Here is a 25,865-nt window from a genome sequence, read left to right on the forward strand (position 1 = left end):
CTTCTTCTTCACGTTGCTACGTTTTTCGTCTTTACGTTTCTCGTTTCACATGTACACTATTTAACATTTTCTCAAGTTTCAAAAACTTAATTTGTAATTTTAGCGAGTTGGAAAAATAAATTATGCAAAAATCTTTCGAAATAAATAAAAAAATTGGGCGCGGCGTAAGTTTGGGAAATGCGCTTGAAGCTCCCAACGAAGGCGAATGGGGCTTAAAAATTCTTCCGGAATATTTTAAAATTATTAAGGATGCCGGCTTTTCTTCGGTACGAATTCCGATTCGCTGGTCTTCGCATATTTCCAATAAAAATAATTTTACAATTGATGAAAATTTTTTCTTACGAATTGATTCTATCGTTCAGCAAGCTCTTGAAAATGATTTAATTGTAATTATTAATGTTCATCATTTTAGGGAGCTTTATTTTCATCCATACAAATATGAAAGAATGTTTTATGTTTTGTGGGAGCAAATAAGTAATCGATACAAAAATTATTCGCAGTATTTACTTTTTGAAGTTTTAAATGAACCGCATTATTTTCTTTCAAAAAAAATTTGGAATCGCATTTTAAAAAATGTAATTCCTTTAATTAGATTAGACAACAAAGAGCGTGTGCTGTTGGTTGGTCCCGCAAAATGGAATAATATTGAAGGACTTAATAAATTAGAAATTCCAAAAGAGTTTGAAAATATTATTATCACTTTTCATTATTACAAGCCTTTTATATTTACGCATCAAGGCGCCGAGTGGGTTAAGTTTAGTAATTTATTTTTGGGAAGAACTTGGAGTGGCTCGAATTCCGAAATACAAAAAATTGAAAAACACTTTTCCAAAGTAAAAGAGTGGGGAATTAAAAATAATTTACCAATAAATTTGGGTGAGTTTGGCGCATATTATAAAGCTGATTTTAATTCAAGAATTCTGTGGACGAAAGCCGTTTCTGAAATTGCAATAAAAAATGAGTTTGGCTTAATTTATTGGGAGTTTGGCGCCGGTTTTGGAATTTATGATATTCTAAAAAACGAATGGAAAAAAGATTTGTTAAGTTCAATTATTCATTAAAAAAAATTTGTTTTCTAAAAATCAATTTCATTTGGATCGGGACCCAATCTATAATTTTTATTTAAAGAATCTAAAATCTTAATATCTTCGGGCAATAATTCAAAATCAAAAATTTGCGCGTTTTCAAAAATCCGTTCTTTTCTTGATGATTTTGGAATTGATACAATTTCTTTTTGAAGATTCCATCTTAAAACAATTTGCGCCGGCGTTTTATTATATTTTTCAGAAAGTTTTTTTACCTCAGAAATATCGTTAACTTTTCCTTTCATAATCGGAGCCCAAGCTTCAACAACAATTTTATTTTCATTACAAAATTTAACAAGTTCCGGCTGCGTTAAATATGGATGATATTCAAATTGGTTGATTGCGGGAATTGTATTAGAAACTTTAAATAATTCTTTAAGATGATTAATTGCAAAATTGCTTACTCCGATTGCCTTAACTAATTTTTCATCATAAAGTTTCTCAAGAGCTTTCCACGTTGATTGTAATTTTTCGGCAATTGGCCAATGAATTAAGTACAGATCTACATAATCGGTTTGTAATTTTTTCATACTTTCCGAAAATGCTTTTAACGTTTTGTCATATCCTTGGTCCGAGTTCCATACTTTTGTCGTAATGAAAATATCGTCTCTTTTTATCCCACTTGATATTACTGCATTTCCCACGCCTTTTTCATTTCCATAAAGTGCGGCGGTATCTATACTTCTGTAGCCAATTTCTAAAGCATAACGAACGGAGTTTTCAACTTCTTTTCCATCGTTCATTTGCCAAACACCTAAACCGAAAATTGGCATTTTAACGTTGTTATTTAAAATTACGTGTTTTTCCGATATATCATTTTTCATAATTAAATTAAACCAAATTGCGTAAAGTGATGTGTAAAATGTTTTGTATGAAATATTTTCCACTCATCAAAATTTAACGGACCAAATGTTGCGTTCATCGGTTGTGCGCTTGGGTTTTCTTTGAAGTAATTATAAAACTCTTCGATTTGTAATTTCAATTCATCTTTGGCAGAATCTAAATCACTATAAATTAACGGCTGTAATCCTTCGCCCAAAACCGGATTTACAAAATCTTTTGGTAACGGTTTAGAACTTTGTAGAAATCTTTTTAAAATTGGATATTTATCGGGAGGACTTAAACATTTATCTATCGAAAATTTTCCATTACTTGTTTTAACTGCAAGAATAAGATGCTCAATCATATGCTGCGCAGTCATTATTCCCCAATTGGGTTTTGTTTCAGTTGTTAGTTTTTCTAAAAGCGAAAAATCTATTTCAATATCCATTTTACTACTCTGCTATAAAAACTATTTTTTTATGTGTTCCGTCACAAAATGGTTTGTTTGATGATTGTCCGCATCGGCAAAGAAAAATCTTCTCTGCTTCCTTTATTGTTTCGCCGGTACTTTTATTTACGCTTAAATTTCCCTCGATCATTACTGGACCGTTTGGCATAATTGTAATTTTAGTTTTTTCCAATTTATCCTCTCATTTTATCTAACAATGTATTTAAAGTATCAATTTCGTTTTCTGATAAAGTATTGAAAAGTTTAATAAATTCATCATCAATTGTATCAAGTTCGCTTAAAACTTGCAATCCTTTTTCGGTAATATTTATATCTGATTTTCTTCTATCATTCTTGCAAATATTTCGAATTAATAATTTTTTAATTCGTAATCTTTCAACAAGTCTTGATGCATCAGACATTTTATCGAGCATTCTATCTCTTAAAATATTTACCGAAACTGGTTTCGGATGCTGTCCCCGAAGAATTCTTAAAATATTAAATTGATTTCCGGTGATATCATATTTATCAAAAAATTTTTTCTGATAATTCATTAACCAGCCGTGAGTAAAAATAATATTCACGGCTAGCTTTTGATAATCTGATTTAAACTTTTTCTGCTTAATTTCTTCTTCTAATTTCATTATAAATTATAGTTTGTTAAGTTCTAGATTTATGTTTAAAGTTACGTCTTCGCTAACAACAAGACCGCCGGTTTCTAAAGCTGCGTTCCACTTTAAGCCAAAATCAAATCTGTTAATTTCCCCGGAAACTTTAAATCCGGCTTTTGTATTTCCCCAAGGATCTTTTACTGTTCCGTTATATTTAACATCTAAAGTAACTTCTTTGGTTACGTCTCTGATTGTTAAATTACCAACTAACTTATAATTTTTATCGCTTACTTTCTTAAATGATTTTCCGACAAAAGTCATTTTGGGAAATTTTTCTGCGCTGAAAAAATCATCACCTTTTAAATGTGCATCTCTTTTTTCATTGTCCGTATCAATACTGTTTACGTCTGCAGAAAAATCGATTTGCGCATCTTCAAAATTATCATTTTTTGAAACGACTTTTACGTCAAAAGAATTAAACTGTCCTTCGGTTTCGGTAATTATCATGTGCGTTACGCTAAAACCAATTTTTGAGTGAGATTTATCTAATCCCCAATTTGTTTGTGCAAAGCTAATTCCGGCAAGTAGAAAAACCATTACTGCTATTTTTATTGTTTTCATTTTGTACCCTTTCTTTTATGTTTAAGATAATTTGTCTTGTTTGTAATTCAAATATACGTTATAACATTTAATGTTGCAACATATATTTTCAGAAAAGTGAAAATATATTTAATTATATAATGGATTTGTTTTGATTTTAGATGTTGTCAATGGTGGAATGATTTGTTTTAGAGATACTTTTTAAGTCGAAAGGACAAGGCTTGTCATCTCGAAGGAAGGTAATGATCGAGAGATCTCTTTCTATCTTGAAATTTTCCAATCCGTTGGTTAACGGATGTATTTTATTTTTGAGCTTTCTCACCCGAAAAAATCATCGGGATTCGAAATGACAAAAATTGGCTTGTGTCTTTTCGATTTGTTTTCTGATATTACGTTTTGTTTTAATGTTAAATCTACAAATAAAAACTTTGGAGTCTGAAATTTCTATTAATTATGACATCCGCAAGAACAAGAAAGGTTTTGTGATTTAGATTTTTCTATCGCTTCTTTTCCTTCTTTAAAAGAAAAGTAGGCAATTCCCAAAGAACCCAAAATGTCTAAATATCCAATTTGAAAAATCTCATAAAATGCGCTTGAGAAAAGAAGAATGAATGAAAGATAAAAACATGTTTTTGTGCAATTCGCATCGGCAATTATTGCATCTGAGTTTAATTCTTTCCCGATTTTTAATTTTGCGTTCATCAAAAAATACATTGTGAAAATCGAAATCACGGAAATAATTATTCCAGCAATTGTTGTTTCCGGTTTGTGCTGATAAATTAAATTTAAAATTGCGCCAACTATTAATCCCACCGATAAAACATAAAATGAAATTCCCGTAATTTTTAAAGAGGTTCGTTCAAAATTATCTCTTTGATTAACTTCACTTTTTTGCATTCGTAAAATCATGTGAAGAATTCCAATGCCGGAAATTACTTCCACAAAACTATCCAAACCAAATCCGAACAGAGTTAAAGTTTCTTCGTTCGCTCCGAAAAACACAGAGACAATTCCTTCGGCAATATTATAAACAATTGTAAAAATGCTTAAGTATTTGGCTGTCTTTAATAATTTGTTCATTTAATTTTCCGAAATTATTGATCCGGTAATTCTTGCTAATTCCGTGTCGGTTTCTTTTAAATTATAAATTGCGTTTAGTTTTTGAACAGATGCATTTAGAAAAATAATTTGTATGTCTCTAAAATTGAATGAGCTTATTGAACCATTTTTAAATTTTTCTTGAGATATTTCCAAATTTAATTTTGCGGCTTCCAAATTTTCATCCGCAACAATTAAAAGTTCTTTTCTAATATTGTATAATTCAAAAAGCTGCGAAAGTGTGTTTGTCAAAGAATGTTCAATTTGCTCGGTTTCAATTTTACTAATTTCGTTTTCAATCTTCGCAATTTCCAATGCCCGCTTGGTGTTCGTGCCGTTAAACAAATTCCAGCCTAAAACTAAATTTGCGTAATAATCATATCCTTTTGTATTTACTTTGGGAAGATTATTAATTGTCTGATTCGAATTTTCATAATCGTAGCCGGCGTTTAATCGCAGTGTTGGATAAAAATCATCGCGCACAATATCTATATTTTTTTCGGAAATCATTTGATTTATATATTGATTTTTAAGAGTTCTGTTGTTCGCCAACATTTTGTTTTTTAAATCATCAAACAAATATTGATTTTCTAAAACCGAAAAATCATCAATAAAATCATATGTTTTATCGTTCTTCTCACCAATAAGTAAATTCAAAGAACGAACAGAATTATCTAAAATTAATTTTTGAGATAGAAAATTTGATCTATCTTCCAGCCAAGAATTTTTTGCTTGAAGAACTTCATAACTTACTGAGCTGCCAATTTCTTTGCTTAATTGTGCTCGGTCATACCTATCTTTTGATAATTTTTCCACCTCCTCAAAAACATTTAATTTTTCTTTTTGCAGAAGTACGTTGTAATAACCAAGAATAATTGATTGGATTCTGTTCTCAACAAGAAAAGCTACGTTGCCTTCGGTAAGATTATAAATATTTTCTAATCTGTCTTTTGTGTTATAAATTTTGAAGCCGTTAAACAACGTCCAATTTAATGTTGCCGATGGAACCAAGCTGTTTGTCGATACTTCATTTGTTCCGGTATCGTCAAATCTATTAACCGAAGTTAGGCTAACATCAATTGTTGGATATCTTCCGGCGGTTCCCCACGAATTGTTTTCATCGGCAATTTGCAAATCTTTTTTTGCAATTCTAACATCGTAATTATTTTCGAGCCCTAGTTTTATTGCATTTGAAAGAGTAAGTTTTTCTTGAGCAAAATAATTAATTGACGAAAATAAAATTATTACATAAATATATTTTTGAAATTTCATTAAACTTTTTCCTAAAAATTAATCTACAGAAATTTTGCTATTGATTATAACCGGTTCAACATCTTCCGGTGTTAGATTTCCTCTTCCTAACAATTTTGCTTTAAAAACTCTTATATCATTTAGTGTATAAATTAAAACCGGAAAGAACAACAATGTAAATGCGGTTCCAATTAAAACGCCGTAAGCCAATGAAATAGCCATCGGAATTAAAAATTGCGCTTGAAAGCTGTTTTCTAAAATTATTGGAAATAAACCCGCAACGGTTGTGATTGATGTTAACATTATTGCGCGAAACCTTGATTTTCCGGCATCAAACACCGCATCGTGAACATTCATTCCTTCCAAAAGATTTTGATTATATTTTGAAAGAAAGACAACGGCATCATTAATTATAACTCCGGAAAGCGCAACCATTCCCCACGCGCTTAAAATTGAAATTGGTTGCCCGTGAATTCCATGTCCCCAAACAGCTCCAAGAAAGGAAAGCGGAATCATCATTAAAATAATTCCCGCGTGCGACATTGATCTAAAGTGTAATATTAAAATAAGAACTATTCCGGCAAACGCTATCGCAAATAATCTTTGTAAATCTACAACGGCTTCGTCGCTATTTTTTTGCTGACCTTGATACTCAACATCAATTCCGGGAAACTGCGCTTTCATCTGTGGAATTACTTGTGTGGCAACCCTTTCTAATATAGGAGGAACCGATGCGTATGGATCTATTAAATCAGCCTCAACCCTTACTTCTTTTTCTGCATTATATCTTTTAATGCTAACGGGACCACGTTCGATATTATATGAAACCAATTCTGAAAGCGGATATTCTCCGAGAGCTGTTTTAATTTTGGTTTTTTCCATTTGTCCGATTGTTAATCTATCACTTTGCGGATAACGAACCCAAACTCTAATTTCATCTTTGCCTTGCTGCAATCTTTGAACTTGTCCGCCGTAAAATCCTTGCCTAATTTGATTTGTAATATCGTTTAGTGTTAAACCCAAAAAATATGCTTGCGGTTTTAATTTTAATTTTACTTCTTGTTTTCCTTCGGCATTATTGTTTGTAATATTTTGAAGTTCCGTGAATTCTCTAAGTTTTGCTTCCAAATATTTTTTTGCGTTTTCCAATTCGGAAATTTCTTTTCCTAATAAACTTATTGAAACCGGCGCTCCCCAACGATTTATTGAACCAACCGTAAACTTTTCCGCTTCGGGTATTTCACCGATTGCTTGTCTTACGCGTTCAGCAACTTCGTAAGTTGTAATTGGTGCGCCTTCCATATCTCGCATCATAACGTTTATGTTTCCGGCGTGGGAGCCTATTTCTTGTCCTTGAAACGCAGACCCGATTGATCTAAAAGTATATGTAATAAATTTATTTGTATCGGCAAATTCTTTTTCAAGTTGAAGTTCAACTTCTTGAATTTTTTTATCAAACTTTTCTAAGTATTCTGTGGTTTGTTTTTCGCCGGCGCCGGGTGTAAATGCAATGTTTACCGAGAACATATCAAAAGCAACCGAGGGGAAGAAGGTTGTTTTAATTACTGTTCCTTGAATTAAACCAATAGTAACTAAAATTAACGCAACCGGAATTGTAACCACAATCCATCGCCATTTTAAAATTATAACTAACAATTTTGCATAAGTTTTGTTTCTTATTTTATCAATGATGTTTTCTATTGCATTTTTAAATTTGCTGTGTTTTTCGTTTCGCTTTAAAACATGTGGGTTAGCTAAATGTGCGGGCAAAACAAAAATGGCTTCTATTAATGAAACCCCTAAACTTACTACAACAATAAATGCCATTTCGTACATCATTTCCATTTGTCCGACTAAAAACAAAAGCGGAGAAAAGGCAACCATTGTTGTTGTTACAGAAGTAATAATAGATGGAATTACTTCTATCGTTCCATCAATTGCGGCACGGCGAGGACTTTTTCCCAATTCAAAATGTGTGAAAATATTTTCGCCAATTACAATTCCATCATCAACCAGAATTCCTATTACTAAAATCATTCCGAATAAAGAAATCATATTGATTGTAATTCCGGAAAGATTTGCGATTACAAACATTCCTAAAAACGCCGAAGGAATTCCCCACGCAACCCAAAGCGAAACACGCAAGCTTAAAAATAATGCAAGTGAAATTACTACAAGAATTAAACCGGAGCCGCCATTGTTGATAAGCAAATTTAATCTACTGTTGAGCATGTTTAGAAAATCATAAGTGATTTCTAATTTTACATTATTATGTTTTGCGTTAAATTCATCAACATAATTATTTACAAATTTTGAAATTTCACCCAAATCTTCCGTATCTAATTTTGAGATGTTAAAGAAAATTCCGCGTTTTCCGTTTATGTAACCTTTGTTAACAACTTCGGAAAATTTTCTTTTTAAGGTTGCAATATCTCTAATTCGCAAATAACTTCCGTCCGTGTTTGCGCGAAGAATAATATCTCCAATTATACTTGGATCAACAGAACGATTACGCGCACGAATTAATATTTCCTCATCTTCCGATTTTATTTCTCCCGCGGAAATATCTCTGTTATTGTTTGCAATTGCTGCTGCAATTTGATCGAAAGTTAAATTATATCTAAGCAAAACATTTTCGGGAACTTCAACCGAAATTTCCAAATCCGGAAAACCGCTGATTGATATTTGAGAAATTAATCCGGAGTTAAGAAAATCATCTTCAATATCGTAAGCATAATTTTTTAATGTTTCTAAATCTACTTCGCCGGAAAGTCCTAAATTTGCTGCGTTTGTTGTTTCTCTTTGTTTAAAAACAATCGGTCGTTCTGCATCAACCGGAAACGAGCTGATTCCATCAACAGCGTTTTTAATTTCCATTAAAGCTTCGTCAATATCGTATCCCGTAATTATTTCTATTTGAACGCGAGCAAAATTTTCCGAGGATGTTGATGTAAATTCTTTAATTCCAACAATTCCTCTAATCGCTTGCTCAACACGCGAAGTAACGCCTTCTTCCATTTCTTTTGGCGATGCGCCGGGATATGCAACCGTAATATTTATGAATCGCGATGATCTTTCCGGGAAGAAAGATTTTTTCATTGAAAGCAAACTTAACGTTCCGGCAATTACAATTGCGGCAATAATTATGTTTGCATAAAACGGATATTTTACGAAAGTTGTTAAAAGTTTTTTCATTAATTTTTCTCCAAAAGTTCCTTTTCAAAAATTGTTATTCTATAATTTTAACTTTGGTTCCTTCTGCAGCGTTAATTAATGGCTCAACAACAACATTTGTGTTTTCGTTTAATCCGTTGAAGAAAAGAGTTTTATCATTGGTTTTTACAACATTAATTTTTGTTTTTACAAGAGCATTATTTTCAATTGTGAAAACTTCGTTTGAATTGAAAACAGAGTTTCTCGGAATTTCCATAACGTTATTTAAAGGAATGTTTGAGAAAGTTGCTTTCAAATATTGCCCGCGATAAACCGGCTTGTGATTATTGTTTGCAAGCTGAACGTAAACGCTAATTGATTGCGTTTGCTGATTTAAGTCGCCGGCTTTTCTAATCACATTTCCAAACCATTTATATTCGTTTAGTTCATCGGTTAAAGAAACTTTATCGCCAACGTTTATCCATTTTGCATTTTCAATTTCCAATGGAATTTCAACTTCCAAAATATTTGTGTTTATAATTTTTGCAAGAGCTGCTCCGGCATTTGCAATTGCACCAACTTCCAAATTTACTTGAGAAATTGCTCCGTTAAACGGTGCATAAATTGCATACTTTTTAAATTTTGATTCGTTGCTTTTTAAAGTATAATATTTACTTAAAATACTTTTGCTTGAAAGAAAAACTTTTTCTTGGGTAGATTTTATTTCCGGCAAATTTGGCAAGTCTTTATCAATTTCAATTTGCTCAAAAAACTTATACCAAGTTGGATATGTTTCGGGAAAATCAATTTTCATATCCGGTAAAATTCCCGCAAGTTGAGTTAAAAAAGAACTTACTTCTGCTTTTAAATTTAGCGCGGCTTCGTTATCATAAATTCTTAAAAGTAAATCACCCTTCTTAAATATTTGTCCTTCTTTAAACGCAACATTTCCTTCAAGAATTTTTCCGGTAACTTCGGCGCTTAGTGTAATTTCGGATTGCGAATAAACTCTGCCGTTTGTAATATGATTTGCGGAAACATCAGAATATTTAACCGGTTCCGCTTTTACAAATCTTACAATATCTTCCGCCGGTTTTAATTTTGGCTCTTCTTTAAATCCGCTAATCATTTTCATTGAGAAAAATGAAAAAATAATTATAGCCGCTCCGACTAATATTATCGTTAATTTTTGCTTGTTCATTTTTTACCTAACTTAACTTTATTTATAAATTTTCTTGTATAAAAATCTTTGTGAAATCTTTCTTTTTTTTGAAATTATTTCAGAAAAAAATAATCTGTTTTGATATGCAAAATAATTTTATGGTAATAAATTTCTTGATGTGATTTTTGCAGATTTTTAAAATCAAACATTTACACAATCTTTCTTTTTTGTTCTTTGTTTTTTTTCCATTATAAATTTACTAAATATGGCGGCAAATATTTGATAAATTTACGTACATATTAGATGCTTGTGTTTAATGTTTGTTCTATAATTTATAAGAAATCTTTAAATGAAAACTCTTTTGCTTCTCTCCGTAATTTTATTGGGAATTATTTTTCCATTCACCCATTCTTTTTCCTTTTTAATAAAATACCTTTTGATGATAATGTTATTTTTTTCTTTTTTAAAAATGGAAGTCAGAAAGGAGGATTTTCAAAAAAATCATATTCTTTTGGTTTTGGTAAATCTAATAATTCCGTTTGTTTTTTACACAACACTTTATTTTTCCGGAAATAAACTTCTTGCCCAGATTGCATTTATAACCGGAATTGCGCCAACGGCAATTGCTTCTCCTATAATTATAAACTTGCTTAAAGGAAAAATTGAATACGTTGTAATTTCTATTTTGTTAACAAACTTTGTAATTGCGTTTCTTTTACCGTTTCTAATTCCGGAAATTTTAAACAGTTCTTCGTCTATTACATTTACAGATGTACTTTTTCCCGTTGCCGAAATTTTTCTAATTCCTTACTTTTTTTCTCTTCTTCTTAAAAAGTATTTTCTCCCGCTAAAAAGTTTTTTTGAAAAATTTAATAAGTACGTTTTTTACATATTAATCTTAAACATCAATCTGGGAACCGCAAAAGCAAGTAATTATATTCGTGAAGAAATGAATTTTGGAGATTTAATTATTTATCAAATCGCTGGTGTTTCGCTGCTGATTTGCATTTTATCTTTTTTTGTTGGCTGGCTTATTTCTCCAAAGAATTTAAAAGTTGAAGGTTCTCAATCATTGGGACAAAAAAATAATGGATTTACTGTTTGGGTTGCACTTACTTTTATAAGTCCGCTTGCTGTTTTGGGACCCGTGTTTTACATACTTTTTCAGAATATTTATATATCTTTTCAATTACACAAAAACAATAAAACAACGCCATGAAAAAATTAATAATCTTAATATTATGTATCGGTTTTTTATTGCACGCTCAAAATAATAATCAAATTGATTCTTCAAATTATAAGTTGTGGTATAACAAACCGGCAAGCTGTTTTGAAGATGCGCTTGTTTTAGGAAACGGAACGGTTGGTGCAACTGTGTTTGGTGGAACCAAAACGGATACAATTTTTTTAAATGATGCAACTCTTTGGTCGGGTGAGCCGGTTGATCCAAATATGAATCCCAATGCTTATAAATACATTCCCGAAATTAGAAGGGCGTTGTTTGAAGAAAATTACAAAGTGGCAGACTCGTTAAATAAATTTGTTCAAGGTTCTTTTTCTCAATCATTTGCTCCCTTGGGAAACTTATTTATTAAACATAAATACCAAGAGAACGTTACCAATTATTACCGAGAGCTTAATATTAGCAATGCCGTAGCAAAAATTAATTATCTTGTAAATAATATTTCAGTAAACAAAGAATATTTTGTTTCTAATCCGGATAAGGTTTTTGCAATACGTTTGGATGCTTCCCATAAAAAATCAATGGATTTTGCTCTTTTCTTCAATAGTCTGCTTAAGTATGATCTCAAAACCGGCAATAACTCCATAACTGTAAACGGATATGCTCCTTACCTTGCCAAACCAAATTATCAAGGTGATATTAAAGATGCTGTGTTGTTTGATAAAAACAGAGGCACAAGATTTACTACTATTATTAAACTAATTTCGTGTGATGGAAAAGTGATTGAAACCGATTCGACATTAGAAGTTTCTGGTGCTTCAAGTGCGGAGATTTTGGTTTCCATTGCTACAAGTTTTAATGGTTATGATAAAAATCCCGCCACAGAAGGACTTGACAATTTTAAAATTGCAAGCGAACAACTTAAAAATGCAAGCTTAAAATCTATTTCAGAATTGAAGGAAAATCATTTAAAAGATTATCACAAGTTTTTTAATAGATTAACTTTTCAACTGCAAACATCTGATAGTTGCTCTTTACCAACAGATGAAAGATTAAAAAAATATTTTATCGATAGAAAAACAGATCTGGGTTTAGAAGAACTTTATTTTCACTTTGGAAGATATTTACTTATCTCTAGCTCAAGAACGCCGGGCGTTCCGGCCAATTTACAAGGCATTTGGAATCCATATTTACGTCCGCCGTGGAGCAGCAATTATACTGTAAATATTAATGTTGAAGAAAATTATTGGCTGGCAGAAACAGCAAATCTTTCGGAATTGCACAAACCGTTGTTGGAATTTATTAAAAACGTATCTAATACCGGTAAGATCACCGCTAAAAACTTTTACGGTGTTAATTCCGGCTGGTGTGCGGCACATAATTCAGATATTTGGGCAATGAGCAACCCGGTTGGTGATTTTGGAACTGGGCATCCCGTTTGGGCAAATTGGAATATGGGCGGTGCTTGGCTAAGCACACATTTATGGGAACATTATCTTTTCACAAAAGATGAAACGTTTTTAACAGATTATGGTTATCCGTTGCTAAAGGGGGCTTCTGATTTTTGTAAAAACTGGCTTGTTGAAGACAAGAACGGAAATTTAATTACGGCTCCTTCAACCTCACCGGAAAATATATATTTATATAAAAATTACAACGGCGCAACTTTGTATGGCGCAACGGCAGATTTGGCAATTATTCGCGAGTTGTTTAATGGTACAATTCGCGCTTCTGAAATATTAAATATTGATAAACCTTTTTCTGATTCGTTAAAAAACGCAATAGAAAAACTTTATCCATATCAAGTTGGGAAGAAAGGAAATTTACAAGAGTGGTATTATGATTGGGAAGATGCTGAGCCTAAACATCGACACCAATCGCACCTATTTGGTTTGCACCCGGGACATCATATTTCACCTGAAAAAACTCCGGAATTGGCGGAAGCTTGTAAAACTACTTTAAATATTAAAGGAGATAAAAGCACCGGGTGGTCACAAGGCTGGAGAATTAATTTGTGGGCCAGATTAAAAGACGGAAACAGAGCATATAAATTATATCAAGAACTTTTATCCTTTGTTGATCCATCGGGCGTAAGCACTAATTATAGTAACGGTGGCGGAACTTATCCAAATATGTTGGACGCTCATCCGCCGTTTCAAATTGATGGAAATTTTGGCGGTGCTGCCGGTGTTTTAGAAATGCTAATTCAGTCTGATGAAAACAACATAGAACTTTTACCCGCGTTGCCCACTGTGTGGAGTTCGGGTAAACTGTTTGGTGTAAAAGCCCGTGGTGGTTTCGAAATTTCTTTCGTGTGGAAAAACTATAGCATTACTTATTGTAAAATATTTTCTCAAACCGGCGGTGAAACAACCATTAAAATAAATGGCGTTTTAAAGAAAATTAAGTTGAATCACGGAGAGAGTTTAGTAATAATTTAGTAGAAAGCCCGATGTTAAAAGCGGGTTTTTTCTATAATGCCATCTCGTGTTTTAATTTTTCAACATATTCTGCAGCACTAAGTGCGGCAATTGTTCCATCGCTTACCGATGTTGTAATTTGGCGAAATCTTTTTGCTCTAGAATCTCCGGCTGCAAAAACTCCCGAAATATTTGTTTCCATCAAATCGTTGGTAATAATTTCGTTTCGATTATTTAACTCTATTATTCCTTTTAACGATTCAGTGTTTGGAACATATCCGATTAAAATAAATACGCCGTCAATTTCTTTTTCGAAAATCTCATTCGTTCGCATATTTTTAATTATAACTTTCTCAAGCTTATCGTTTCCTATAAACTCTTGAATTTCGGATTCCATAATAAAATTAATTTTGGGATTTTCTTTCGCTTCGTGCACGGCGCTTTCAAATGCTTGGAAATGATCAAACTGATGTACAACGGTTACAGAGTTTGCGTACTTCGTTAAAGAAACAGCTTCTTCAAGTGCTGAGTTTCCTCCGCCGACAACAATTATATTTTTATCTTGAAAAAAATCTCCATCGCAAGTTGCACAATATGAAATTCCTTTACCTTTAAAAACGTCTTCGCCTTTTGCGCCGATAGTTCTTGATTTTCCACCGGTTGCAAGAATTATAGATTTTGCAAAATATGTTTCGACGTTGTTTATTTCAACAGATTTTAAATCGCTTTGCAAATTTAAATTTGTAACTTTTATATTTGATTTAACGTTACATCCAAATTTTTCTGCTTGTTTGCGCATGTTTCGGGAAAGTTGATATCCGCTTATACTTTCTATTCCGGGATAATTTGCAACTTCGTGAGTTAAAACCATTTGTCCGCCAGCTGCGCCTTCATTTAAAATTAATGTTGACTGTTTTGCTCTCGATAAATAAATTCCGGCTGTTAATCCAGCCGGACCGCCGCCTATAACAATTACATCAAAATTGTTTTCCATTTAGCTTTTAAATTCCTTATCTAAAATACTTGTAACTTGATCCATATTTTGAATACTTGTTGTAGCTTTTGCAACTTTTCCATTTTTGTAATAAACTGTAAACGGTAATCCGGCAAAGCTTCTGCACTCGGGAAGATTTCTAATTATTCCGGCTTCGGGACTATCAAAAGCCATATCAAAAAATTTTACGTGTGAATATTGGTCTTGGATTTCTTCCATAACTTCGTAAACTGGAACGCACATTGGTCCCATTCTTCCGCAGCAAACCATAACGTTATCGTTTTCATTTATAATTTTTGTTAACTCATTTGCTGTTGCAATGTGATTTAATCCGGTTTGTAGTGTCATTTTGTATCCTTCTAAATTATATATTTGAAATTTTTTAAGATTTGATGCACAAATTTTATTTTAGATTCTAAAATATCTTTTCTGTGTTTTTTATGATTTGCTTGGATTTAAAAATATTTTCTTAACTCTTTGAAATGAATTACTTTGGTAAATGTTTTATCAAAAACTTTTATTTAAAATAAAAAGGCAGAGTTGCCTCTGCCGGAGAATCTATCTAATTTAGGTTAGAGTTATGCTTGCGGTTTGTTGTAAATTATTTTTCTAATCGAATCAAATTGAAGATATGGATAATCTTCTTGAATTTTTTCTATTGCATCGCCGGCGCTTATTTCTTTTTCTCTAAGATTATCAAATCTTTTTCTAATTAGATAATCTCGAACGGATTTCTGATTAATTAATCCGCGGCTTTCTAAAACAGAATAAACCTCGTCGCTAATTAATTCTGATAATGGATTTTCTATGTTTGTTGTATTCATAGTAAAACCTTTCTTAGTTTTGTTAATTATATAACATATAGACTTTCGAAAGAGCAAAATTGTTCCCTTTAAACTGTATCTTTTTGATATTTAGACAACGCCGATTTGTAAAAAGTTTAATTTTTGGGGTGTTTACGCGCTTTTTATATGATTATTTTTTTGATTTGTTTTTTCTTTTATCTAATTCAAATTCCCATTTTTTCTCTAATGTTTTTAGGAATTGAATCTTTGTGCACAATTATCGCAACGGTTTTTAGTCTAATATAATTTTCCGATATATACCAAAATCCATCAAATTTTCTTTTTTCCGTTCCCCAAGAATTTTTAGTGTAATAAAATCTTTTTCCGTTTTGATTTTCTGCTGTTCCAACAATATGCATTAAATGATCATCCGTTACATCAAAATTTTCAAATGCTGTTTGTCGCATTTCTTGGGTTATAACTTTTTCAACTTCGGGAGTTAGAGAATCTGTTTTAATTTTTTCATCCGGAATTACTGCATAACATTCTTCTCTATAAAAATTATCTCTTCCGCTGTCTCCATCCCAGCAAACAGAATAACCTTTCTTAATTGCATTTTCAATAGTTTCAATAATTTCATCTATTGGAATATTATAATATTCTGAGTGTGTCCAATTATCCGGCAAAGGCAAAATAATTTTTTCATAAAACGGCGCATCTGTGTAGGATGTAATTTCAACATAATCCTCCGGATTAAATTTTGTTAATTCGGCAAAAGTTTTTGGTGAATATTCTTTTCCATTAAACTTAAAAGTTTCCGGGGTTTTTCCTAAATAAGTATCAATTACTGATTCTACGGCTTCTTTCCATTTTGAAGTTAATTTTGCATTTTCGTTTTTTAAAATTCCGTCTAACATTCCTTGCAAAACGTTTGTCATTTCAGAATGATTATGATTTTCCAATCCAATATTTTTTCCCGAATAAATATTTTCCGGAACCATTCCATATTTTTTTACGGCATTTAGTAAATCGTGAGCTTGTCCACCCTCGCCAAAATTAGCTTTCCCGTGATATCTTACATAATTTTCTGCCATTGATAAAAGTTTATGATTTACCGTAAACATTTCCGATAAATCTGTTTCCTCAAAACCTAATCTTAATAATTCTGTTTCAACAAAAGAAGTTGTTGCAAAAACCCAGCAAGTTCCCGAGTTTCCTTGACTTTTAACCGGCGTGGTTTTTAAAATTTCTAAATTCTTAAATTGTTGTTTTTCTTGTGCAAATATTAATGTAAAGGATAGAAGAATTATAAAAATTATTTTTTTCAAGTTTGCCTCATTTAAAATTTATTTTCAACTTATGATAAAATAAAAATATTTATTTTCACATATTCAATTTTGCATTAATTTTTTGGGAACAAACCTATGAATTATAAAATATTATTCGTTTTTGTCTTTTCGCTTCTCTGGGTTTCTTGCGTAAAAGAAATTAAAAATAATGATGTTGAAGAATCTGAAAAAAGTAAAACAGACTTTGCCTTGGTTATTCACGGCGGAGCCGGTTACATTTATAAAGGAAGATATACTCCGGAGCAAGAAAAAGAATACATTTTAAAATTAGAAGAGGCGTTAAACGAAGGTTATAAAATTTTGGAAAAGAATGGTAGCTCGGTTGATGCCTTAGAAACCGCTATAAGAATTTTGGAAGATTCTCCGTTATTTAATGCCGGCAAGGGTGCAGTTTTAAATAATGAAGGAAATGTAGAATTAGATGCTTCAATTATGAGTGGTGAAAACATTGGCGCCGGCGGTGTTGCGGGAATTAAGCATATTAAAAATCCAATTACTTTAGCACGTTTTGTAATGGAACACTCGCCGCATGTTTTAATGTTTGGTGATGGAGCAGAAAAATTTGCTGATGAATTTGGTTTAGAAAAAGTTGAAAATTCTTATTTCAAAACTCAAGAAAATGTTGATGAATATAATAAAAGTAAGGAAACTGAAAAATCAAAACACGGAACTGTTGGTTGTGTAGCAATTGATAAAAAAGGAAATTTAGCTGCGGGAACATCAACCGGTGGATTAAGTGGAAAAAAATTCGGTCGCGTTGGCGATTCTCCAATTATCGGAGCCGGAACTTACGCAAACAATAAAACTTGCGCAATTTCATCAACCGGACAAGGAGAATATTTTATTAAAAATGTTGTGGCTTATGATATTTCCGCATTAATGGAATATCAAAAACTTTCACTTTCCGAATCTGCAGAATATGTAATTAATGATAAGTTAAAAAAACAAAATGCTCTTGGCGGAATTATCGGAATTGACAATAAAGGAAATATTGTAATGTCGTTTAATACAGATGGAATGTTTAGAGGTTATAGAAAAAGCGGTGAAAGTTCGGTTGTTGAGTTATATAAATAATTTTTTATCTTAATCTTGCTCTTAATCCTAATCTTACTCAGTTTTTATTTCTTTTAAAAAAAGCAAAGTAAGATTAAGAGAAAGATTATGATTAAGAAGAAGAAAAACATAAAATTATCAACACACTATATTATTAATTCCTTTAATTAATTTTAAACAATAATAAATAATAAGTCTGTTAATATGTGGATAACCCCAAATTCATTAGAAAACATTATAAAAACAAAAGAAATTTAACAACCATATTGTTAATAAATTACAGATAAGAATAGTATTTCAACAAACGTTAGAATAAGTCAAACTTACTAACAAAATACTCTCAAGTTATCAACACTTTAAAACAACATATTAACACATGAAAATTTTTAAAGGATTACGAGTTTTAGAAATTTCCTCAGTTTTAGCCGGACCATCAGTGGGAATGTTTTTTGCAGAACTTGGCGCAAATGTTATTAAAGTAGAAAATCCTAAAACAAACGGCGATGTAACGCGAAGTTGGAAACTCCCGCAAGAAAATCAGCAAAGTGATTTATCAAGTTACTTTTGCTCCGTTAATTGGGGAAAAAAATCCATTTCTCTTGGTTTAGAAAACAAAGAAGATTATAAAATATTTATTGAGCTTGTAAATATTTCTGATATAATTACGGTAAGTTTTAAATTTGGTGATGACAAAAAACTTAAGGCAGATTACAAATCGATTAAGAAAATAAATCCCAAAATAATATATGCGCAAATTACCGGATTTGGATTAAACGACGAACGAACAGCGTTTGATGCTGTAATTCAAGCATATTCCGGATTTATGTATATGAATGGCTTACGCGAAACCGAGCCGCTAAAAATGCCCGTTGCGCTAATTGATATTTTAGCTGCACATCAAATTAAAGAAGCAATTCTTTTGGCGATGATTGAAAAACAAAAAACCGGAAAAGGAAGTTTTGTTCACGTTTCACTTTTGGATGCGGGAATTTCTTCATTAGCAAACCAAGCATCAAACTTTTTAAATGTTGGAATTATTCCAGAAAGAGTTGGCTCAAACCATCCAAATATTTTTCCATATGGAACAATATTTTTAACAAAGGATAAAAAACACATTCTGCTTGCAATTGGAAACGACATGCAGTTTAAAACATTTTGCGAAAAGTTTGATAAAAATTATAAAATCAATTTAGATAAATTCTCAACAAATTTTAAGAGAGTTAAATTTAGAGAGGAATTATCAAAAATAATTTCTGAAATTATATGCCAAGTTGATTCAAAAAAAACAATAAAAATTTTAGATAAAAATAAAATTCCCGCAGCAATAATAAAAAACATGAAAGAAGTTTTTGAGCAAAAACAAGCGAAGGAATTAATTTTAAGTGATAAAAAAAATGGTAAAATTTATTTTGGAGTAAGAACCAACGCATCAAAAATCGATAACAAAAAATACTTTAAACTTTCTCCACCGCCGCACTTAGATGAAAACAGAAAAGAAATTTTAAGGTTAATAAAGTAAGATTGGTCAGAGTTTAAAAGTTGCCATCTTTGATATATAAAAAATAGGGAGTGAAAATATTCATTCCCTACAAAAAAGTTTCTACGTTTCAACGTCTTTACAATTACTCATCCTTTACAAAACTAATTTTTCCATCGCCAAAATAATTCACAAAAACCGTATCTCCGGAAGAAAATTTATTCATTAATAATTCAGTAGAAAGTGGATTTATCAAGTGACGTTGGATTGTTCTTTTAAGTGGTCGTGCTCCGTAGGTTATATCAGAACCAATAGAAAGCAGAAAATCTTTTACCTCGTCTTTTATAACCAAGCTTATATTCTTTTCCGCAAGCAATATTACCACTTTTTGAAGTTGAATATCAATAATATTTTTAAGTTCGCTTTTTAATAATGGTTTGAACAAAACAATTTCATCAATACGATTTAAAAATTCCGGTCGAATAGTTCTTCTTAAAAGTTCACTTAGTTTTAATCTCAAGTCGCTTAAAATATCCTCATAATTTTCTTCGTTAAATTCGTGAAGTTTTTCTTGAAACAAATGAGAACCCAAGTTGGAGGTCATAATAATTATTGTATTTTTAAAATCAACAGTTCTTCCTTGGTTATCTGTTAATCTTCCATCATCTAAAACTTGGAGCAAAATATTAAAAACATCGGGATGTGCTTTTTCAATTTCATCCAAAAGCACAACGGAATATGGTCTTCTTCGCACCGCTTCGGTTAATTGTCCCCCATCTTCATATCCAACGTATCCGGGAGGCGCACCAACTAATCGGGAAACGGAATGTTTTTCCATATATTCCGACATATCAATTCTTATCATTGAGTGTTCATCATTAAAAAGAAACTCTGCTAAGGCACGGGCAAGTTCTGTTTTTCCAACACCGGTTGTACCAATAAAAATAAAAGAGCCAATTGGTTTTGTTGAATCTTGTAAACCGGCACGAGATCGTCTTATCGCATTTGCCACAGCATAAACAGCCTCGTTTTGTCCAACAACTTTTTTGTGAAGTTCATCTTCCATTCTGATCAGTTTACTTCTTTCGCTTTCCAACATTCTGCTAACGGGAATTCTCGTCCACTTTGCAACAACTTCAGCAACGTCTTCGGCATCTACTTCTTCCTTTAACATTTTACTCGACTTTTGAATTTTAGAAAGTTCCTCGGATTCTATTTTTAATTTCTTTTCTAAATCAGCAATTACTCCATATCTAATTTCTGCTACTTTCCCCAAATTTCCATCGCGCTCATATTTATCAGAAAGAATCTTGTAATTTTCAACCTCACTTTTTAAAGTTTGAATAATTTTAATTTTATTCTTTTCTAAATTCCAATGTGATCGCAATAAATTTCTTTCTTCTTGAAGATTACTTAATTCTGCAGATAGTTCTTCCAATCGTTGAATAGACTCTTGATCTTTTTCTCTTTTTAAAGCTTCTCGCTCAATTTCAATTTGTTTAACTTTTCTTTCAAGCACGTCTAATTCTTCCGGCATTGAATCAATTTCTATTCTTAATTTTGATGCTGCTTCATCAATAAGATCAATTGCTTTATCCGGTAAAAATCTATCAGTAATATATCTGTTTGAAAGTTGAACCGCGGCTATAATTGCTCCGTCTGTAATTCTTACACCATGATGAACTTCATATCGTTCTTTTAATCCGCGTAAAATAGAAACAGTATCTTCCTCGGTTGGCTCGGAAACAATCACGGGTTGAAACCTTCTTTCAAGCGCAGCATCTTTTTCAATATGTTTTCTATATTCATCAAGCGTAGTTGCGCCAATTGCATGAAGCTCGCCGCGAGCCAACGCCGGCTTAAGAATATTTGCCGCATCCATTGCACCATCTGTTTTTCCCGCGCCAACCAACTGATGTATTTCATCAATAAATAAAATTATTTCTCCGTTTGAATTTTGAACTTCCTTAATTATTGCTTTTAAACGTTCTTCAAACTGCCCGCGGTATTGAGTTCCAGCAACAAGCGCCCCTAAATCCAACGCAACTATATTTTTAGTTTTAAGATTTTCGGGTACATCACCGGAAATTATTCTGTGCGCAAGACCTTCTGCAATTGCAGTTTTTCCAACCCCGGGTTCGCCGATTAAAACGGGATTGTTTTTTGTTCTTCGTGATAAAACTTGAAGAACTCTTCTAATTTCTTCATCACGACCAATAACCGGATCAAGCTTACCGGAGCGAGCCAAATCATTTAAATTTCTGCCGAATTTTTTTAGCGATTCGTAAGTATCTTCCGCATTTTGAGATGTTACTCTTTGAGTTCCCCTAATATCTTTTAACGCCGATAGAATTACATTTTTTGTGATATTATTTTTCTTTAACAAATCACCGACTTTTCCCGAATCTTCCGCAAGAGCCAAAAGCAAGTGTTCGGTTGAAACAAATTCATCTTTTAAATTATTTGCCTCGGTTACAGCACGATCAAAAAGCCGAGCAGTATTTTGTGATAATTGCTGATTTCCAATTCCCGCTCCGGTTACTTTGGGCAAAGTTTCCAAAAACTCACCAATTTTAATTTTCATTTGAGAAACATTCGAACCGGTTTTTTGAATCATAGATTCCGCAACGCCGCCGTTTTCTTGCAGCATCGAAGCCAAAATATGTTCCGGCTCAACAATTTGGTTATTATAATTTTGTGCAATTTCAACGGCATTTTGCACAACCTCTTGAGCCTTAATAGTTAGTTTATTTAAATTAAAAGACATTTTTTCCTCACAATTTCATTTTTTCATCTAACAAAAATATTAAATAAAAAGTTTCAGCAAACTTAATTTAAGCTTAAACGAAAGGTTTTTTCAGACAACAACATCTGTAACTCACTTAAATATAATAAGTTAGAAGGCGTATGCAATTGTTATTCTAAATTATTAATGTTAAATTTACTGCCTTGTTTAAATAAATTTTGTAAAATATTAAACAGCATGAAAATATGTTAATTTCTAATGAAGAGACAATAGCCGCAATTGCAACACCGATTGGAATAGGAGCGATTTCGGTTATTCGTGTAAGCGGCCCGGAAAGCATCGTTTCGGTTTCAAAAATTTTTAAGGGAAAAACAGATTTAAATAGTGCAAAATCACACACAATTCATTACGGAAATGTTGTTGATAATAACTACGAAGAAATAGATGATGTTTTGGTTTCGGTGTTTATAAATCCGCACTCCTACACCGGAGAAAATTCTGTTGAAATTAGCACGCACGGAAGTCCGCTAGTAACAAACAAAATTTTGGAAAGACTGATTAAAGAAAACGTAAGACTTGCAGAACCCGGTGAATTTACAAAGCGAGCTTTTTTGAATGGAAGAATAGATTTATCCCAAGCGGAAGCTGTAATTGATATTATAAATTCGAGAACAAACGCATCTTTAAAAGGCGCGCGCAATCAATTTGATGGATTACTTTCGCAGAAAATAGATAGTTTACGACAAAGTTTGGTTAACACATCTTCGTTAATTGAACTTGAGTTAGATTTTGCGGAAGAAGATATTGAGTTTGTTTCGTTTGATAATGTTAAGAAAGAAATAAAAAACATTGTTTATGAAATTGAAAAACTTATTGATAGTTATAAATTCGGAAAGATTTTGGTTGATGGAATAAACGTTGTTTTTGTTGGAAAGCCAAATGTTGGAAAGTCCTCTTTGTTAAATTATCTTGTTAAAGAATCGCGAGCAATTGTAAGTCACATTCCGGGAACAACGAGAGACGTAATTCGCGAAGAGGTTTCGATTGACGGAATTTTATTTAGGCTTTTCGATACGGCCGGTATAAGAATTTCTGAAGATGAAATCGAGAAGGAAGGAGTTTCGCGTAGCAGAAATGCTGTTTCGAACGCGGACATAGTTGTATTAATTTCCGATGTTAATTCTCAGTTTCCAAAGGATTTGTATAACGAGCTTTTATTAATTACCACAGAAGAAAAAATAATTTTTGTGTTAAACAAAATTGATCTAAATGAAAAAGTTGAAGACAACGAACAAATAGGAATTTCTGCAAAGACGGGCGAAGGAATAGAAAAATTTTTGTCAACACTAAAAGAAAAAAGTTTTGGATCCGAAACCTTTAGCGAGAAAAGCGCAATTGTTTCAAATCTCCGACACAAAACTGCTTTAGAAAAAACAAAAGAGCATTTGCTTAAATCTATTGATTCCATAGATGAAAAATTAAGCGGAGAGTTTATTTCGGTTGACTTAAGAAACGCAGAAAGCGCACTTGGTGAAATAATTGGAAAAGTCACATCAGAAGACATTTTGAATAACATATTTTCAAAATTTTGTATTGGAAAATAATTTTTTGAAAAAACGTTCCACGTGAAACCAAAACAATAAATTTTAGAAAATTGTTTCACGTGAAACGCTTGAAAAGATTAAAATGGTATACAACTCTAAAGTCTGGTGTCAAAAATCAGAATTATTATGAAAGAAATATATGAAAGAATTTGATATAATTGTTGTTGGTGGTGGACACGCCGGAATTGAAGCTGCAATCGCTCCAGCCAAAACGGGAAGTTCTGTTGCTTTAATAACAATGGAAAAAAATGCGTTAGGAAGAATGTCGTGTAATCCTGCAATCGGCGGAAGCGCAAAAGGACATCTCGTTCATGAAATAGATGCTCTTGGGGGTGTTATGGGAATTATTGCCGATAGATCCGGAATTCAATTCAGAACTTTGAATAAATCAAAAGGTCCTGCAATTTGGGCGGGACGTTGTCAATCCGATAGAAAATTATATTCCGAAGAAGCGGTAAAGATTGTTGATTCAGTGGGGAATTTGGAAATTATTGAGGATTCCGTTGTTGAAGTTTTGGTTGAAAATAAAAAAGTTGTTGGTGTTAAAACTTTAATAGGAATAGAAATAAAATGTAAAGCGGTTGTTGTTTCCGCTGGGACCTTTTTAAATGGTAAAATGCATACCGGTTTTAACTCAACAATTGGCGGAAGATTTGGTGAAAACGCGTCAACGGGATTAACAGAAAATTTAAATTCTTTAGGATTTAAATCAGATCGTTTAAAAACCGGAACACCGCCAAGAATTTTAGCAAGTTCGATTAATTTTGGAATTCTCGAAGAACAACCGGGAGACGAAAATCCCGAACCATTTTCTATGAGAACAGATAGAAAAACCTTTCCCACACTTCCTCAAGTTAGTTGTCATATTACATACACAGATGAAAAAGTTCATAAAATTTTAGAAAAAGGATTTGATAGATCTCCGCTTTTTACCGGACTTATAAGCGGGGTTGGTCCTCGATATTGTCCATCAATTGAAGATAAAATTGTACGCTTTGCAGACAAACCTCGACATCAACTATTTATTGAGCCGGAAGGATTAAACGATCCGCTTGTTTACTTAAATGGTTTTTCATCATCACTTCCGGAAGAAATTCAGTTAGAGGCGTTACATTCAATTGTGGGATTAGAAAACGCCGAAATGGTTAGACCAGCATATGCAGTTGAATATGATTATTTTCCACCGTATCAAATTGATTTAACTCTTGAGACAAAATTAATTGAAGGTTTATATTTTGCCGGACAAGTAAACGGAACATCCGGATATGAGGAAGCTGCGGCACAAGGATTATTAGCAGGAATCAACGCAGCTTTAAAAATTCAGAAAAGGGAAGAATTAATTCTAAAAAGAAGTGAATCATATATTGGTGTTTTAATTGATGATTTAGTTGGAAAATCAACAAATGAGCCGTACCGAATGTTTACTTCCAGAGCCGAACACAGATTGCTGTTACGTCAAGACAATTCGGATAGAAGACTTTTAAGATATGGGCATAAAATTGGTTTGGTTGAAGATGCATTTCTTAAGGAATTAGAGAGAAAAGAAATCTTAATTTCTAAAACAATTGAAACGGCATCCGAAATTAAATTTACACCAAGTTCGGTAAATGAACTTTTGAAAAATAAAAATTCAACATTATTGGAAAACGGAGAAACATTAAACAAACTTGTTAAGCGGCCAGAATTGAATTTAAAAGATTTGCTTCTTTTTGCCGATTCTGAAAAACATCCAATTATCAAATCAATTTTGGGAAACGATGAGATTTTAAATCAAATTGAAACTGAGTTAAAATATGAAGGATATATTCAGAGACAACATGACTTAATATCAAAAATGGAAAAGTTGGAGAATTTGAAAATTCCCATAGAATTTGATTACTTAAAACTTAAAACAATTTCAACCGAAGGAAAAGAAAAATTACACAAAATAAAACCAAGGTCTTTGGGGCAGGCATCAAGAATTTCGGGTGTCTCGCCTTCTGATATTTCTGTTTTATTAGTATATTTAAAAAGTTAAAATTTAG

At 32.2% G+C, this 25,865-nt stretch carries 21 protein-coding genes; 7 read left to right on the plus strand and 14 right to left on the minus strand.

All coding sequences use genetic code 11. From position 1 onward, the window contains the following. The first annotated feature begins 122 nt into the window (after positions 1–122). Positions 123–1,061 (plus strand): glycoside hydrolase family 5 protein, encoded by a 939-nt coding sequence (locus IPH62_06315; GenBank protein ID MBK7104879.1) that lies wholly within the window; start codon positions 123–125, stop codon positions 1,059–1,061. A 14-nt stretch (positions 1,062–1,075) separates the two neighbouring features. Here IPH62_06315 and IPH62_06320 read toward each other — a convergent pair whose 3' ends face one another. From IPH62_06320 to IPH62_06360, 9 genes are all read right to left on the minus strand, one after another. Beyond that, entirely contained in the window at positions 1,076–1,909 is an 834-nt protein-coding gene (locus IPH62_06320) for an aldo/keto reductase (GenBank protein MBK7104880.1), read from the minus strand. 2 nt (positions 1,910–1,911) lie between these two features. After that, entirely contained in the window at positions 1,912–2,355 is a 444-nt protein-coding gene (locus IPH62_06325; protein ID MBK7104881.1) for a hypothetical protein, read from the minus strand. Positions 2,356–2,359: 4 nt separating this feature from the next. Next, positions 2,360–2,548 (minus strand): CDGSH iron-sulfur domain-containing protein, encoded by a 189-nt coding sequence (locus tag IPH62_06330; protein MBK7104882.1) that lies wholly within the window; start codon positions 2,546–2,548, stop codon positions 2,360–2,362. A gap of 1 nt (position 2,549) precedes the next feature. Next, entirely contained in the window at positions 2,550–2,999 is a 450-nt protein-coding gene (locus IPH62_06335) for a MarR family transcriptional regulator (GenBank protein ID MBK7104883.1), read from the minus strand. A gap of 6 nt (positions 3,000–3,005) precedes the next feature. After that, positions 3,006–3,587, minus strand: a complete 582-nt coding sequence (locus IPH62_06340; GenBank protein ID MBK7104884.1) for a YceI family protein — start codon at positions 3,585–3,587, stop codon at positions 3,006–3,008. A gap of 426 nt (positions 3,588–4,013) precedes the next feature. Next, positions 4,014–4,646, minus strand: coding sequence for a cation transporter (locus tag IPH62_06345; protein MBK7104885.1), 633 nt, complete (start codon positions 4,644–4,646; stop codon positions 4,014–4,016). Then, entirely contained in the window at positions 4,647–5,936 is a 1,290-nt protein-coding gene (locus tag IPH62_06350; GenBank protein ID MBK7104886.1) for a TolC family protein, read from the minus strand. 18 nt (positions 5,937–5,954) lie between these two features. Beyond that, positions 5,955–9,110: an efflux RND transporter permease subunit gene (locus tag IPH62_06355; protein ID MBK7104887.1), complete on the minus strand. Its 3,156-nt coding sequence runs from the start codon at positions 9,108–9,110 to the stop codon at positions 5,955–5,957. Between the two features lie 34 nt (positions 9,111–9,144). After that, the gene (locus IPH62_06360) at positions 9,145–10,269 is read right to left on the minus strand and encodes an efflux RND transporter periplasmic adaptor subunit (GenBank protein MBK7104888.1); all 1,125 of its coding nucleotides are present in this window, start codon (positions 10,267–10,269) and stop codon (positions 9,145–9,147) included. A gap of 430 nt (positions 10,270–10,699) precedes the next feature. Between IPH62_06360 and IPH62_06365 the strand changes: the two genes are divergently transcribed. Next, on the plus strand, positions 10,700–11,449 hold the full coding sequence (locus tag IPH62_06365; GenBank protein MBK7104889.1) for a hypothetical protein: 750 nt from the start codon (positions 10,700–10,702) through the stop codon (positions 11,447–11,449). Then, on the plus strand, positions 11,446–13,854 hold the full coding sequence (locus IPH62_06370) for a glycoside hydrolase family 95 protein (GenBank protein ID MBK7104890.1): 2,409 nt from the start codon (positions 11,446–11,448) through the stop codon (positions 13,852–13,854). The genes IPH62_06365 and IPH62_06370 overlap by 4 nt, the downstream gene beginning before the upstream one ends. A 31-nt stretch (positions 13,855–13,885) precedes the next feature. Here IPH62_06370 and trxB read toward each other — a convergent pair whose 3' ends face one another. The 4 genes from trxB to IPH62_06390 form a co-directional block, all read right to left on the minus strand. After that, positions 13,886–14,827, minus strand: coding sequence for a thioredoxin-disulfide reductase (trxB, locus tag IPH62_06375; protein MBK7104891.1), 942 nt, complete (start codon positions 14,825–14,827; stop codon positions 13,886–13,888). Continuing rightward, positions 14,828–15,175 carry a thioredoxin gene (locus tag IPH62_06380; protein ID MBK7104892.1) on the minus strand — a complete coding sequence of 116 codons (348 nt, stop codon included), beginning with the start codon at positions 15,173–15,175 and terminating at the stop codon, positions 14,828–14,830. Positions 15,176–15,405: 230 nt separating this feature from the next. Further along, a complete protein-coding gene (locus tag IPH62_06385) occupies positions 15,406–15,651 on the minus strand; it encodes a hypothetical protein (GenBank protein MBK7104893.1) in 246 nt (81 codons plus the stop codon). A 185-nt stretch (positions 15,652–15,836) separates the two neighbouring features. Continuing rightward, positions 15,837–16,940: an aminopeptidase gene (locus tag IPH62_06390; GenBank protein ID MBK7104894.1), complete on the minus strand. Its 1,104-nt coding sequence runs from the start codon at positions 16,938–16,940 to the stop codon at positions 15,837–15,839. Between the two features lie 96 nt (positions 16,941–17,036). On the opposite strand from IPH62_06390, the gene IPH62_06395 reads away from it, so the two are divergent. Continuing rightward, entirely contained in the window at positions 17,037–18,035 is a 999-nt protein-coding gene (locus IPH62_06395) for an isoaspartyl peptidase/L-asparaginase (GenBank protein MBK7104895.1), read from the plus strand. 355 nt (positions 18,036–18,390) lie between these two features. Beyond that, positions 18,391–19,533: a CoA transferase gene (locus IPH62_06400; protein ID MBK7104896.1), complete on the plus strand. Its 1,143-nt coding sequence runs from the start codon at positions 18,391–18,393 to the stop codon at positions 19,531–19,533. Between the two features lie 103 nt (positions 19,534–19,636). Here the strand turns inward: IPH62_06400 and clpB are convergent, their stop codons facing one another. Beyond that, positions 19,637–22,258, minus strand: a complete 2,622-nt coding sequence (gene clpB, locus IPH62_06405) for an ATP-dependent chaperone ClpB (GenBank protein MBK7104897.1) — start codon at positions 22,256–22,258, stop codon at positions 19,637–19,639. Between the two features lie 224 nt (positions 22,259–22,482). On the opposite strand from clpB, the gene mnmE reads away from it, so the two are divergent. Continuing rightward, positions 22,483–23,841 carry a tRNA uridine-5-carboxymethylaminomethyl(34) synthesis GTPase MnmE gene (gene mnmE, locus IPH62_06410; protein ID MBK7104898.1) on the plus strand — a complete coding sequence of 453 codons (1,359 nt, stop codon included), beginning with the start codon at positions 22,483–22,485 and terminating at the stop codon, positions 23,839–23,841. Between the two features lie 139 nt (positions 23,842–23,980). Continuing rightward, a complete protein-coding gene (gene mnmG, locus IPH62_06415) occupies positions 23,981–25,858 on the plus strand; it encodes a tRNA uridine-5-carboxymethylaminomethyl(34) synthesis enzyme MnmG (GenBank protein MBK7104899.1) in 1,878 nt (625 codons plus the stop codon). Positions 25,859–25,865: the final 7 nt, after the last annotated feature.

This window comes from Ignavibacteriota bacterium, from assembly GCA_016708125.1.
Taxonomy (GTDB): Bacteria; Bacteroidota; Ignavibacteria; order Ignavibacteriales; family Melioribacteraceae.